The organism is Actinoplanes cyaneus (assembly GCF_016862095.1).
Taxonomy (GTDB): domain Bacteria; phylum Actinomycetota; class Actinomycetes; order Mycobacteriales; family Micromonosporaceae; genus Actinoplanes; species Actinoplanes cyaneus.
Window position 1 is genome coordinate 1 of record NZ_BOMH01000031.1, and the last position, 13579, is coordinate 13579.

The 13579-nt window shown below is 73.9% G+C and carries 14 protein-coding genes; 3 read left to right on the plus strand and 11 right to left on the minus strand.

Annotated elements, in window-relative coordinates; all coding sequences use genetic code 11:
• Positions 1-292 precede the first annotated feature (292 nt).
• Positions 293-964, plus strand: a complete 672-nt coding sequence (locus tag Acy02nite_RS20090; protein ID WP_203742697.1) for a MerR family transcriptional regulator — start codon at positions 293-295, stop codon at positions 962-964.
• On the opposite strand, the gene Acy02nite_RS20095 is transcribed toward Acy02nite_RS20090, so the two are convergent.
• On the minus strand, positions 965-1342 hold the full coding sequence (locus tag Acy02nite_RS20095) for an SgcJ/EcaC family oxidoreductase (protein ID WP_203742698.1): 378 nt from the start codon (positions 1340-1342) through the stop codon (positions 965-967).
• Positions 1343-1561: 219 nt separating this feature from the next.
• On the opposite strand from Acy02nite_RS20095, the gene Acy02nite_RS20100 reads away from it, so the two are divergent.
• Together Acy02nite_RS20100 and Acy02nite_RS20105 are read left to right on the plus strand one after the other, a co-directional pair.
• On the plus strand, positions 1562-2434 hold the full coding sequence (locus tag Acy02nite_RS20100) for a class I SAM-dependent methyltransferase (RefSeq protein WP_203742700.1): 873 nt from the start codon (positions 1562-1564) through the stop codon (positions 2432-2434).
• Positions 2435-2438: 4 nt separating this feature from the next.
• Positions 2439-3200 (plus strand): sugar phosphate nucleotidyltransferase, encoded by a 762-nt coding sequence (locus tag Acy02nite_RS20105; protein WP_203742702.1) that lies wholly within the window; start codon positions 2439-2441, stop codon positions 3198-3200.
• Positions 3201-3219: 19 nt separating this feature from the next.
• Here Acy02nite_RS20105 and Acy02nite_RS20110 read toward each other — a convergent pair whose 3' ends face one another.
• From Acy02nite_RS20110 to Acy02nite_RS20155, 10 genes are all read right to left on the minus strand, one after another.
• On the minus strand, positions 3220-3657 hold the full coding sequence (locus tag Acy02nite_RS20110; protein WP_203742704.1) for a MaoC family dehydratase: 438 nt from the start codon (positions 3655-3657) through the stop codon (positions 3220-3222).
• Complete coding sequence (locus tag Acy02nite_RS20115; RefSeq protein WP_203742706.1) at positions 3654-4556, minus strand: transglutaminase domain-containing protein; 903 nt, start codon at positions 4554-4556, stop codon at positions 3654-3656. Before Acy02nite_RS20115 ends, Acy02nite_RS20110 begins: the two co-directional genes overlap by 4 nt.
• The gene (locus Acy02nite_RS20120; protein ID WP_203742708.1) at positions 4547-6355 is read right to left on the minus strand and encodes a beta-galactosidase trimerization domain-containing protein; all 1809 of its coding nucleotides are present in this window, start codon (positions 6353-6355) and stop codon (positions 4547-4549) included. Before Acy02nite_RS20120 ends, Acy02nite_RS20115 begins: the two co-directional genes overlap by 10 nt.
• On the minus strand, positions 6352-7308 hold the full coding sequence (locus tag Acy02nite_RS20125; protein ID WP_203742711.1) for an NAD-dependent epimerase/dehydratase family protein: 957 nt from the start codon (positions 7306-7308) through the stop codon (positions 6352-6354). The genes Acy02nite_RS20120 and Acy02nite_RS20125 overlap by 4 nt, the downstream gene beginning before the upstream one ends.
• Entirely contained in the window at positions 7301-9976 is a 2676-nt protein-coding gene (locus tag Acy02nite_RS20130) for a nucleotide sugar dehydrogenase (protein WP_203742713.1), read from the minus strand. Before Acy02nite_RS20130 ends, Acy02nite_RS20125 begins: the two co-directional genes overlap by 8 nt.
• Positions 9969-10247, minus strand: a complete 279-nt coding sequence (locus tag Acy02nite_RS20135; RefSeq protein WP_203742715.1) for a phosphopantetheine-binding protein — start codon at positions 10245-10247, stop codon at positions 9969-9971. Before Acy02nite_RS20135 ends, Acy02nite_RS20130 begins: the two co-directional genes overlap by 8 nt.
• A gap of 95 nt (positions 10248-10342) precedes the next feature.
• Positions 10343-11023, minus strand: a complete 681-nt coding sequence (locus tag Acy02nite_RS47220; RefSeq protein WP_203742717.1) for a 4'-phosphopantetheinyl transferase family protein — start codon at positions 11021-11023, stop codon at positions 10343-10345.
• Complete coding sequence (locus Acy02nite_RS20145) at positions 11020-12156, minus strand: acyl-CoA dehydrogenase family protein (protein WP_203742719.1); 1137 nt, start codon at positions 12154-12156, stop codon at positions 11020-11022. The genes Acy02nite_RS47220 and Acy02nite_RS20145 overlap by 4 nt, the downstream gene beginning before the upstream one ends.
• Positions 12149-12733 carry a hypothetical protein gene (locus Acy02nite_RS20150; protein ID WP_203742721.1) on the minus strand — a complete coding sequence of 195 codons (585 nt, stop codon included), beginning with the start codon at positions 12731-12733 and terminating at the stop codon, positions 12149-12151. Before Acy02nite_RS20150 ends, Acy02nite_RS20145 begins: the two co-directional genes overlap by 8 nt.
• Entirely contained in the window at positions 12730-13575 is an 846-nt protein-coding gene (locus Acy02nite_RS20155) for a hypothetical protein (RefSeq protein WP_203742723.1), read from the minus strand. Before Acy02nite_RS20155 ends, Acy02nite_RS20150 begins: the two co-directional genes overlap by 4 nt.
• Positions 13576-13579: the final 4 nt, after the last annotated feature.

Here is a 13579-nt window from a genome sequence, read left to right on the forward strand (position 1 = left end):
TCGTACGTCGGGATGATCACCGAACAGCGCGAGGTGTTGACCATGCCAAGCAGCGTCACAGGAGGACCGGCGCCCCGGCATCTCGCGAAATGCGCCGTTGTGGGCAAGCTGGGAGGCGAGGCCGGCCGCCCTCGCCCGCACACTGGAGAGGCTGTGGAGACAACGGTCCAGGCGGCGCGCACCGGCGTGCCGGTGCATCCGACTCACGCATCGAGCCGCGATTCCGCGGCAGGTTCGGGGGTAGGATCAGGTGATCGTCTGAACTATGTGGAGGGACGTTACGGGGGATTTCATGCGCATCTCCGATCTCAGCCGGGAAGCCGGAGTTCCGGTGCACACGATCAAGTTCTATCTGCGTCAGGGACTTCTGCCCCCGGGTGAGCGCACCAGCCGCAACCAGGCCATCTACGGCACGCCACACGTCCACCGGCTGCGGCTGATCCGTGCGCTGACCACCATCGGCCGCCTCGATCTGGCGTCGGTTCAGATCCTGCTCGCCGCGATGTCCGATCAGAGCCTGCCCCTGCCCGGCCTGTTCGATGTGATGAACCGCGTGATCGATCCGTTGGAGGAGGACGCGGCCGAGGACGACGAGGTCCTCGCCGAGGTGCGCCGCGATGTGAACGACTTCATCAGCGCGCGCGGCTGGAACGTGGCTCTCGACGCTCCGGCCCGGCATCGTTTCGAGGTCATCTGCACCACCCTTCGCCAGCTCGGTTGCGAGCACCCGATGGACTACTTCACGGCGTACGCCGAGGCTGCTGAGCTGCTCAGCCGCATGGAGCTCGACCTGCTGAACCCCGGAGCGGCCGACCGGGGTGCGACGGTCGCCCGCGACGTGCTGTTCGACGGCGCCTTCTCCGCCCTGCGCCGGATGGCTCAGGAGCACCAGCTCGTCTCCTACCACGACCCGGGCAAGGGCGCCGCCTATGACCCGGGCAACGGCACCACCGGCTGGGGTTGATCAGTCGCGCGCGCAGTTGTGATAGACCGCCACGCGCCAGCTCCCGTGTCCGCGCACCAGCGTCCACGACGCCCGCACCCTCCGCTCCGGCGCGGGCTCACTCTCGCCGGGCAGCAGCACCTCACCGGCGATCACCATCACCGCGGCCTCCGGCCCGAGACGCCGTACGCTCTCCGGCCGGCCACGTAACCGGGTCCCTCGCAGCGGCCCGGCGAACCGCGCGGCCATGAGGGCGCGGATCTCCGGACGCCCGATGACGTGGACGCCGGGCTGGATCAGCGTGCCGTCGGCGGTGAACAGGTCCGCGTAGCCGTCGGCGTCGCCGTCCGCCCAGCTCCTCGCCATGCTCGCCACCATCGCGGCGGGGTCTTCGGTCATCTCTCTCACCCCTGTTCCAGGCGGTTGTGTGTCGATTGTCGGTGGGCCGCCCGGCTGCGGGCCACTCCCGGCTTGCGCTACCCGGCGGATCGCCGAGTCCGGTTACCGGCCCTTCGGCGTGGCCCGACGGCTACCTCCGCACGGCGAGCTTTCCGCAGGTCGTACGGCGCCCCGAGAATCGGGGATCAGATAGCCGCGGCCGAGAACGGGAGTTGTCGCATGAGCCTCGACGTCGCATCTCAGGAAGCACCCCTGCACGGGGTGGCCCGGACCGCGCTGTGGACCGCCGCGGCACGGGCACGCGAGAGCCGGCGACCCGACCGGTTGTTCAGCGATCCGTTCGCCGCCGGCCTGGCCGGTGACGAGGGCGTGGCCTGCCTGTCGTACTTCCACACGCCGCGGGCGGCGGCGGACGGCAACCCCGTGCTGCCGATCCGTACCCGCTGGTTCGACGACTTCCTCGCCGCTGCCCACGGCACCCAGATGGTCGGCCTGGGCGTCGGCCTGGACACCCGGGCGCACCGCCTGAGCTGGCCCGCCGGCGCCGAGCTGTACGAGGTGGACCAGCCGCACGTGCTGGCCTACAAGGAGGAACGGCTGCGCCGGGCCGGGGCGCTGCCGCGCTGCCGCGTCCGCCCGGTGGCGGCCGACCTCCGGGACGACTGGGTCGCCGCGCTGCTCGCGGCCGGCTTCGACCCGGCCCGGCCGACCGTGTGGTTCGCCGAGGGCGTGCTGTTCTACCTCCCGGAGAAGCCGGCCGCCCGCATCCTGACCGAGGCGGCGCGGTTGTCCGCGCCGGCCAGCCGGATCGCGTTCGACCTGGTCGGCACCGGCGTGTTCCGCCTGCCCTACATGCGAACGCTGCTGGATCGGCTGGCGGCGGCGGGCAGCCCGTGGCGGTTCGGCACCGACGACCCGGCCGCCTTCACCGCCGGCACCGGCTGGCGGGTCGACCGGATCGTCGAGCCGGGCGCACCGGGCGCCGCGTACGGCCGCTGGCCGGCGCTTCCCCCGGCCGGCCCGGCCAACCTGCCGCGCAGCTATCTGGTCGCGGCGAGCCGGCCCGGCCCCGCCACCGCAGAACCGAGGTGACCCCGTGCACGCGATTCTCCTCGTCGGCGGGAAGGGCACCCGGCTCGCCGCGCTCCTGGACAACCTTCCCAAGGCGCTGATCCGGGTGGGCCCACACCCGATCCTCGAGATCGCGCTGCGCCGCCTGCGGGCCTGCGGCTTCGACCGGATCACGCTGTGCGTGTCGCATCTGCGGGAGATGATCGAGGCGGAGATCGGCGACGGCAGCCGGCTGGGCCTGAGCGTCGACTACGTCGTCGACCACAACTCCCTGGGCACCGCCGCGCCCCTGAGCCTCGTGCCCGACTGGACCGAGCCGGCCGTCGTCATGAACGGCGACGTGCTGTCCGTGGTGGACTTCGCCGCCCTGCACCGGTCGCACGTGGCCGACGGCAACGCGATGACCGTCGCCTATCTGCCCCGCGCGGCGCGCGTCTCGGTGGGGCTGCTGGAGATGGCCGGCGACCGGGCGGTCGCGCTTCGCGAGAAGCCGAGCTTCGACTGGAACGTGAGCTGCGGCATCTACGTGGCCGACCCGCTCGTGCGCAAGTATCTGCCCGAGGGCGAGCGGACGGACATGCCCGCGCTCATCAACACGCTGATCGACAAGGGTGAGCCGGTCCGCGGTTACCGGGTGCCGGGTGCCTGGCACGACGTCGGCACGCCGGACCGCTACCGCCGGGCCTGCACGGAGTTCGAGGCCGATCCGCAGTTGTACCTGGACCCGGCGGCCGGCCGGGCGGCGCCGCCGACGGGCCGCACGATCATCGATGTCGAGCTGACCTGATCGGGCGGCCCGGCCCGGGTCAGTCGTAGCAGCGGATCAGGAGCCGGGCCGCGCAGGCCGGGACCCGCTGGTCCTGGACGAGGACGGTGGTGGCCAGCTCGAGCCGGCTGCCACCCGGCGCCGGCTCCGCCACGTCCAGCGTGGCGCCGACCCGCAGCCGGGCCCCGACCGGCACGGGCGTGAGGAAGCGGACCCGGTCGGTGCCGTAGTTGACCCGCATGCCGCGCTTCGGCACCGGTCCGAGCAGCTCGGCCACCAGCGGGGAGACCAGCGACAGGATCAGGAAGCCGTGCGCGATCGGGGCGCCGAACCGCGTCCCGGCCGTACGGCGCTCGTCGAAATGGATCCACTGGTGGTCGCCGGTGGCGTCGGCGAACTGGGCCACCCGCTGCGGCGTGACCTCGAGCCAGCTGCTGTAGCCGAGGTGCTGCCCGGCTCGGGTCAGGAGGTCGCTCATTGGATGAACAGGTAGCCGGGACCCGAGCGCTGCGGCGTGGCCGGGACGGTCGTCAGGGCACCCACATGGGTGATGAGCTGCTCGCCCGGGGCCAGGTCGAGCCGCCAATAGGCCCCGAGCGGCGAGCGATGCGGCGGCCACTCCGCGGCGTCGAGCACCCCCCAGCGGGCGAGAGCCGTCAGGTAGAACGGGTCGGCCGGCCACCATCCGTCCTCGCGGCGCAACTCCACCCAGTGGTGCGTGGTCGCGAACGGCTTGGCCAGGAACAGGCCGGTGGCCGGGCGAATCGCCACGCCCAGCTCACGTCCCCGGGCCACGAGGAAGTTGGTGGCCAGCGTGCAGTCGGCCAGACCGGAGTCGGCCATGAAGCGCAGGCTGCGGTTCAGCTCGTACGGGACGTGGTGGAACTGGAACCGGCACACCTCGTCGAACAGCCGGCGCTCGGCCGGCGTCAGGTCGAAGAGCCGATGTCCACCGGCCAGCCGGATCTTGACCTCGTACGTGTCGGTGCCGGCCGGTCGCGCGCCCGCGGCGAACAGCGCCGGTGCGAGGGTGAAGGCGCAGCCTCCCGGGTGTCCCGGCTCCGGGCAGACGCCCTGAACGGTGAGGGTCCTGTTCACCTCGGCCCGGCCGCCGGCAGCGAGGGTCCGGGCCATCACGGTCAGCGCGGCCCGGTTCGGCGATGGCAGGCCCAGCATCAGCACGACCGTCTTGAGGTCCTCCCGGTCGAACAGCGGGCCGCCCGCGCCGCCGGTGTGCGGCAGCCCCAGCTCGAGCAGGTGTTTCAGCACGTCCCGCGGGACCCGGTACTTGTGCAGGGCGCCCGAAGCCGGTATCGCGAAGCGGCGATACCGGTCGGGTACCTTCGCCAGGCGCTCCATGACCGTCGTCAGCTCCACCCGTCGGCTCCTCTCGTCACGATCCGCCACTGCTTGGGTTCCAGCGGCACCGGGCGCTCCTCGCCGCCCCAGCGCAGGTCCGGCCGCACCGCTCCGGCGCCGTGGTTGATCAGCACGGCACGCCGCCCGGCGCCGCGATCAGGGACGATCTCCACGTCCGGATCCACGCAGTCGGGGTCCGGCACGATCCCGGCCAGCCCCGCAAGCTCGCGATACCACCACTCCCAGGGGTACGCGGCCAGGCGTCCCGGCCGGTCCAGCTGGCGTTCCACCGGTGCGGCACAGAAGAACACCCGGTCCCGGTTCTGGAAGACGGCGCCACTGCCGTCCGCCCAACGGCCCACCGTGCGCGCCGTGGTGGCCCGGACGTCGACCGGGCGGGCGGTGGCCGGCCACTCCAGCGGCCACTGGCGACCGGCCCAGTCCAGCGTCGTGCGGCCGTCCGGAAGGAGCGAGTAGTCCACCAGTTCCACGCCTGCGAGGTCAGCCCCGGGAAAGCCGTGCAGGTGGTCGCCGAGCGAGTACCAGAGCAGGCCACCGTCGTCCACGTGGCGGGTCAGCCGGTCCAGGTCGGCCGCGATGACCCGGGTGACCGACGGGCACACCACCATGCGGTATCCCGACAGGTCACCGGCCACCACGTCGAAGTCCAGGTGGGCCCGCTTGAGGAGCAGATAGGCGTAGAAGGTGGCGACCGTATCCGGTCCGCTGTCCAGGTAGGACGCGCCGGAGCCGCGCTGCCGCTCCGGCACGTACAACGCGATGGGGGCCCGAGCCCGGCCGGGGACCAGCCCGGAAGCGGCCGACGCCACGCGGCGCAGCGCGGTCATGGCGGGCTTGGGGCTGCCGTCGAGCCGGTGCAGCCCGACCTCGCGCTCCCCCGGCCGGTCCTGGTACGGCTCGTCTCGCGAAGCGATGTCCTGCCAGCACCACGGGACGATCCCGGCGGCGCCGTTGGCCAGCGCCGAGGCGGCGGCCGCGCCCAGATAGGCGGCTGCCGTCGCCTCGTCGACGCCGTAGCTGCCCAGCTCGTCGACGATCGGCACCCCGTAGGCGGCCGCGTAGCGCACCAGGAACGGCGCCAGGCTGGTCGCCTTGTAGGACAGGGTGCTCTCGATCGACCCCGCCGCCCAGGTCGGGAAGCCGTGCACGGCGACCAGATCGAGGCCGCCGGCGTTGTCCGGTCCGAACGGCGCCGGGCCGAGCACCCCCGACGCGTCGTTGGCCTGGACCACGAGGGTTCCCGGCCGCTCGTCCCGCAGCGCGCCGGCCAGACGGGCCTGCCACGCGGCGACCTGCTCCCGCGTCGGCGCCGGCCCGGTCCGCACGTTGCCGATCTCGTCGCCGAGGTCGATGGCGAGCAGTCCCGCCACGCCGTGCAGCGTGGTCGCGACGGCACGGGCGAACGCCTCCTGGCGATCCAGCATCTCCTCGTCCCGCCACAGGTCTCGGCCGTGCCGCCAGGGCAGATCGAGGAGCTGGCCGTTCATCCAGATGGTCAGCAGCGACACCACGCAGGACAGCCCTTCCTGCCCGGCCGTCTCGACGGCCTCCCGCAACCGATCCAGGGCCTTCTCGCGGTAGCGGCCGGGCTCCGGCTCGAAGTCGCGCCAGAACACGAAGAAGCGCACCGTGGTGAGCCCCGCACCGGCCATGCCGGCGAAGTCGCGGCGCAGGGCCACCGGATCCCAGTCGATCCAGAGGCGGCACCCGGCCCGCGAGGGGTGATAGTTCACCCCGATCGCGAGGAACGGCTGCCCGTCGCGCAGCAGCCGCCCCTGTTCCACGGTGAAGCTCATCGCGTCGCGTACCAGTCGAAGGTCGCCCGCAACCCGCGGTCCAGACCGACCTCCGGCTGGTATCCGGTCAGGGCGCCGATCGTGGTGAGGTCCGGCAGCCGCCGGTCCGGTGAGCCGGCCGGCGGCTCGTGCGCGACGAACACCGGGTCGTAGCCGGCCAGCCCGGCCACCTTCACCGCGAGGTGATCGATCTTGATCTCCTCCCGGTCGTTGCCGATGTTGGCCACCAGCGGATCGGCGGCCGGCAGGCGCAGCAGGTCCACGCTGGCCCGGACGGCGTCGTCCACGTGGCAGAACGCGCGGGTCTGGGTCGCCCCGTACAGCGGGAACGGGTCGGTGCGCGCGAGGGCACGCCGGATGAACTGCGGAATGACGTGATCCTCGCCCATGCGCGGGCCGTAGATGTTGTGGTAGCGGCCGATGCGCACCCGGAACTGGTCGCGGTGCGCGAGGACCAGCGCCTCGGACGCGGCCTTGCCCAGCGCGTAGGAGGCTCGCGGAGCGGCCAGGTCGGGCACCAGGAACGGCACCCGCTCGGCGATCGGGTACGAGGCCAGGCCCAGGCGGCCCGCGCCGTCGGCCACCTCGCTGGTGGAGCTGAGGAACAGCGCGCCGGGCCGCGCCGTGCGGCACCAGTCCAGCACGTGCAGGGTGGCCCGGACATTGGCGTCGAGCACCCGCGCCGGTTCGCTGTTGGCCCGCGCCACCCCCACCACGGCGGCCAGGTGGAAGACGCCGTCGAACGAGCCGCGCAGCGCTTCCGGCGGGATGGGAGTGGTCAGATCGTGCGTGATCAGCTCGATGTCGCCGGCCACCGCGGCCAGCTCCGGGTCGTGCCGTCCCCGGGAGAAGTCGTCGAGCACGACCACCCTGGCGCCCCGGCCGAGCAGATGCCGCACCAGGTGCAGCCCGATGAAGCCGGCGCCGCCGGTGATCAGGTACCGCTCAGCCACGACCGAGCCTCCGGTAGTCGACGCCGGGCTGACCGGACAGCGCGGTCTCCAGCGTGCCCCACATGTCGAACACCACCGCCGGGCGGCGCATCGCGCCCAGCACCACCGCCGCTGTCAGGTCGCGCTGGTAACCGGGGTGGTCGCTGAGCAGGATCAGCGCGTCCGCGTCGGCCAGCCCCGCGGCGAGCTCCACCGGGGCGTACCCGAGACCGGCGGTCCGGGCAGCGTCGACGATGTAGTCGTGCCCGGCCAGGACACCCACCCGCGGGCCCAGGGAGCGGGCGACGTCCACCGCGGCCGACCCGCGTACGTCGTCGGTCACCGGCTGCCCCTTGTAGGCCATGCCACACACGAGCACCTTGGCGTCGGCGGGCTGCCGGCCCACCGCGGCCAGGCCCTTGAGCACCCGGTCCACCGCGGCGAGCGGCACCCGCTCGTTGACCCTGCGGGCGGCGGCCACCATCTCCGGGTGGTAGCCGACCTGCTCGGCCGAGTGCAGCAGCAGGTACGGGTCCTTGGTGAGGCAACTGCCGCCGACGAACCCGGGCCGGGACAGGTCCGGGCGCGGATAGCGCAGGTTGGCCGCCGCGATCACCTCGTTGCCGTCGACGCCGAGCGCCTCGGCCAGCAACCCGAGCTCGTTGCCGAACCCGTAGATCAGGTCGGTGTGCGCGTTGCAGGCGAGCTTGACCAGCTCGGCGGACTCCAGCGTGCCGACCACCACCTGATCCGGCGCGAGCGGTGCGAACAGCTCCTGGGCACGGCGGGCCGACCGCTGGTCGACGCCACCGATGACCTGCGGCAGCGACGCCAGCTCGGCCAGCGCGCGGCCCTGGATGGTGCGCTCCGGGCACATGGCGAGCAGCGGTTCGGCGATGCGCTCGCGCAACTTGGCGTACACCACCTGGCGGGAGGTGCCCACCGGCACGGTGCTGCGCACCACGACCAGCGTCTCGTCGGCGATCCGCTCGGCCACCTGGTCCACCGCGGCGTGCAGGTCGCGCAGCCGCGGGCGGCCGGTGTCCGGCTCGACCGGGGTGCCCACGCAGATGACCACGGCCCGCAGCGGCGTCTCGGGCAAGCGCTCGGCGACGCTGAACCGATCGGCCGGCAACTCCCGCAACGCCTCGGCGACACCCGGCTCGAACAGCACGGTGCGGCGGGCCGCGAGCGCTTCCCGTACCCGCGGATCGGCGTCCACGCCGACGACCGGGACCCCGGCCCGGGCCAGCGCGACGGCAAGCGTCAGGCCCACATAGCCCAGGCCAACCACGGCGACCCGGTCCGGCGCCGCGGTGTCGTCGTTCCCGGCGGTCGCCTCGGCCACCCGGCGCCGGTCCACCTTGCCCATCGGGCCGCGCGGCAGCCGGTCGAGCACCTGGAACCGGTGAGGCACCTCGTACGGGCGCAGTCCTTGCCGCCGGCAGAAGGCCGCCACCTCGGCGACCGTCGTGCCGGGCGTGAGCACCACCGCGGCGACGACCCGCTGTTCGCCGTCCGTCTCGCTGCCGTAGACGTAGACGTCGGACACCCCGGGATGCTCGCCCAGCAGGCGCTCGACCCGCCGCGGGTTCACCTTGCGGCCGCCGACGTTGACGAAGGTGTCCTTGCGGCCGGTCAGGTAGATCCGGTGGGCCGCGTCGATCCGCGCCTCGTCGCCGGTCGGGTAGAAACCGTCCGCGGTGAGTTTCGGCGGCGGCCCGTCCAGATAGCCGCTGAAGAGCGTGGGCAAGCGCACGAGCAGTTGCCCCGACTCGTCGACCCGCACCTGGACGCCCGGCGCCGGCACCCCGGCCGACCCGCTGGGCCACGGCGTGGTGCTCTCCGGCTGGTAGGCGATCAACCCGGTCTCGGTGCTGCCGTAGATCTGCCGGACCGGGGTGCCGAGCCCGGTCAGCACGGTCGCTGCCACGTCGGCCGGCAGCGGGCCGCCGGAGGACAGCACGGTGCGCAACCGTGGATGGGCCGTGTTGCCGCGCACCACGGGCAGCAGCAGCCGGTAGACCAGCGGCGTGCCGAGCATCGCGGTGGCACCGTCGGCCAGCGCGGTCACCAGCGTCCGCAGGTTGAACCGCTGGCTGGTCCAGAGCGCCGCACCGGACACCAGCGCCGCGGCGAGCCCGCCGACCAGGCCGAAGGAGTGGGCCAGGGGCACCGCGGCCAGGATCGCGTCCTCCTCGCCCCAGCGGAACGCCTCGGCGTACGTACGTCCGCCGTGCCGGATGTTGGCCATCGGCTGGCGCACCAGGCGGGGCTCGCCGCTGGAGCCGGAGGTGAGTTGCAGAACGTCGCCGGTGCGCTGGGGCAGCTCCCCGATCGGGCCGCGGCAGCGCTCGTAGGGCAGACCCGAGCCGCCCACCACGACCGACACCCCGCTGCGCGAGACAGCGGACCGGGGATCGGCCAGGTACGAGCTGTCCGCCTCGAGGAGGACGGCGTCCACCCCGGCCAGCAGGCAGCCGAGCAGGGTGGCCAGGGCTGCCGCGCTGCCGTCGACGACCACCGCCATGCGCGGCCCGGGATCGAGCGCGCGGACCCCGGCCGCCGCCCGGAGCGTGTCGTCGTGGAACTCCGCCCACGTGGTCTCGATCCACCCGGTCGGGGTGCCCGTGCGAATGGCCACCGCGTCGGGGCGGGTGGCGCTGCGGTGGGCGAGCTCGTCAAGCACCGCGGACCTCCGAGGGGACGCGGCCGGCCGGGGCCAGCACGGCTTCCAGCGCCGCCGGGGACGCGTCGTCGAACAGCGCCTCGAGCAGTTCGGCGCGTTGCTCGTCGGTCGCGTCGATGCGCTCGGCGAGCAGTTGCAGCACCTCGATCGCGCGGACGGAGTCCCCGCCGCAGTCGAAGAAGTCCTCCTCGGCGCTCAGCGGGTCACGCACCAGCACGCGGCCCATCACCTCACCGATCACGGTGCGGAGGGCTACATCCGGGTTGGTCATGACACTCCTTCTTCCCCTCAGGCCGTGATCTCCCGGCACAGCGGTCGTCTCATCGTGGCGGTCGGCGCAGCGGCGGACATCTCACCGTGTGCGCACTACGCTCGGCTTCTGGCCGAGGCACGGGCCGGGTGCCAGTCGCGCATCCGTACCCGATAGGGGTCCGCTCCGGCCAGCGCGACCGCGGCCGCATATCCAGCCGGCGCGGGCAGGTCCCGCACGGTCCAGTGGCCCGTCAGCCGCCCCCGTGGATCGGCGACGACCGGGGTGCCGACCGGCAGCCGGAGGCCGTCGATCAGCCGGCCACCGGCCGCCTTGACGCACGCCTCCTTGCGTACCCACAGGCCGACGTAGGTGGCCGAGCCGCCGTCGCGCACGGCGGCGGCGTCGGCGGCCGACAGGAAGCGGCCGGCCAGCGTCGCGGCGGTGCTCCGGTACCGGTCGTGCTCGATGTCCACGCCGACCTCGCGGTTCCGGCAGAGGGCGAGCAGCGCGGCGTGCCGGGTGTGCGAGACGTTGAAGTGCACCGGCCGACCGTCGACCTCCGGTTTGCCGTACGGGCCGGCGACCAGCGGAACCCGGTCCGGCGGCACGGCCAGGTGCGCGCCGAGGACCAGCCGCGCGGCGGCGCGCACGACCAGGAAGGTTCGTCCCGCCACCGGGTCCCGGTAGGCGCCGGCGCGGTCGCGTTCGTCCGGGGTCAGCGCGGCCGCGAGCCGCGCGGCCGATCGGGACGGCAGGTCGAGGGGGATCCGCCAGATCCGGACGCCGTCCGTCACACCAGGCTCCGGAGGTACGCGGTGGCCAGGCTCAGCCGCTGGACGTTGCCAGTGCCCTCCATCAGATCCAGCGCGCGGGCGTCCCGGGCGAGCCGCTCCAGCCGCGGGTGCTCCACCCGGGCGCCGGGTCCGAGCCGGCCGAGGACGTCCCGGGTCACCTCCGCGGCCAGGTCCGCCGCGGTTAGCTTGGCGGCAGAGGCCTGTGCCCCGTTGCCGGGATCGCGGTCGACGGACTCGGCGGCCCGGACGGTCATCCGGTGCACGGCCTCGATCCGCCGGCGGGTCGGCTCCAGGGACTCCCGGCCGGCGTGCGAGAGGGCGTCCCGGTGCTCGCGCGCGTAGTCGTACGCCGCCCACGCCACCCCGACCGCCATGCCCGCCACCGTCGGGCGCAGCAGGTTGAAGGTGCGCAACCAGCCCCACATCCCGCGGCGTACCGGAGACCGATGCCGGCCCAGCACCCGGTCCGCCGGGATCCGGGCGGCGTCGAGGGTGATCGCCCCGAGCTGGGCGCCCCGCACGCCGATGGTCTCGATCGGTGCCACCCGCAGACCAGGAGTGCCCGCCTCGACGAGCGCCGCGCCGACGCTGAGCGGGCTGTCGCCCGAGCGGAAGAACACGACGCCCAGGGCTGCCCGGACAGCGTTGCTCACGTACCGCTTGGCGCCGGTGAGAACCACCTCGTCACCGCGGGTCACGCCCCGGGTCCGCAGGGCCGCCGCGTCCGATCCCCCGCCCGGTTCGGTCAGCCCGAAGAACGTCCAGGTCGGACGCTCCCGCAGGCGGCCGTAGAACCATGCCCGCTGCGCCTCGTCACCGATGACCGACACCAGCGTGCCCGCCATCGACGCGCCCGGCAGCGCGAGCATCATGCCGAGGTCGGCCCGGGCCACCTCGGCGCAGAACACGGTCCGCTCGGCGGAACCGGTCAGATAGAAGGTCTCGCCGCCGAGGACGAGCGGGTCGGGGTTGTAGGCGGCCGGGATCTGCAGCCGCGCCGACCAGGCCATGATCGGCAGGTGGAGCAGCCGTTCCACCACACCGGGGTCGCGGTCGAGCGCGTCGCCGTACGGGCGCAGGTCCTGGGCCCAGTCACGCACCTGGTCGCGCAGCAACCCCAGCCGGTCAGCCACGGCACACCCGCGCGTCCGGGAGGTAGACGTCGGCCAGCAGCTCGGACACGTGGGCGTCGAGGCCCGGACCGGGCACGGTGTAGCCGGCGGCGCCGGACAACCGCAGCAGGGCACGGTCGGCCACGGAAATCCGCTCGTGGGCGTCGATCAGGGCGTCCGCGGGGTCCGGCGCCGCGGCGTCGTCGAGGGCGGCCGCCACGGTCAGGTGCTCGGCGACCACCTCGGCCAGGGCGGCCCGGACGAGCTGGTGCCCGATGAGGCCACGCCCGGTCAGGAACCCGGTCGTCGCCTCCAGCAGGGCACGGCCGAGCCCGAGCCGCAGCCGGGCCAGATCGAGCAGCCAGCCCGGGTGGCGATCGACGGTGGGCGGGCCCAGACCGGCGACGACCCGGATCCCGGAGCCGGCCAGCCACGGCAGGTCCACGGGGCGGCCGGCTGACCGCCGGTCCTCAGGCGTCACCGCGTGCCCGCCGGGACCGACCACCACGCCGGCCGGGACCCGGCTCGCGTAGAGGGCCCGCACCGCGGCCGCCGCACCGGCCGGGCGGGCAGTGTCCTGCTGTACCGCCGTCGTCATGGCGCCAGCTCCACGGTGCAGGCGCCCAGCCGCTGCTGGTCGGCGTCGTAGTCGGCCAGCAGCACCCGGCGGCCACGCCAGGCGGTGGCGTGGGCGGCCAGCGTCAGCCAGGTCCCGGTGGCCGGTAGTCCGGGCACGGCGGCCGGCGAACCCTCGACGCGGTGCGCGGCCAGGCCGGGCCCGGCCACCACCACGTCGACGGCCAGCTCCCTCTCGATCGCGGCGAGCCGCGCGGCCTGTTCGCCGGCCGGCACCGCGACCGTGCCGAGCGGCCGGATCGTCCCCAGCTCGCCGTCGCCGCCGAGCACCACGGCCACGGCGCCGTCCCGATCCACCCGCAGCCGGCCGGGAACCGGCTCGCTGTGCAACAGCGTGGACTGGTCGAGCACGAACAGTGCGGCGTGCCGGGTGGTGTCGGCCGGGACGGTTCGGGCGAGCACGTCCAGCGCGGTGTACGGGCCGGCCAGTCCCTGGTCGAAGAGGGCGAACGCGAGCGACAGGCCCGGTACGAGGTCGGCCAGCCGCCCGCCGGGAAAGCCGGGCTGGACGTCCGGCGTGACGCCGCAGAACACCGCCAGCTCCAGGGACCGGGCCGCCGGGCCCAGCCGGGCCACCAGTGCCTCCACCATTTCGGTGAAGGAGTTGCGCGGCCGGTCGAACTGCTCCGGCGCCGGGGCGGGCAGGCCGTAGCTGGTCAGCAGATCGGTGAAGTAGATCCGGTCGTCCCCGCCGAACGGACCCCCCGGGCCGAAGATCGCGGGCTCGATCCGGGCCAGGGGCAGGACGACCGGCGGCGCCGCCGTCCCGGGCGCCGCCGGTGTGGGTGGAGTGGCCGTGTACATGGCG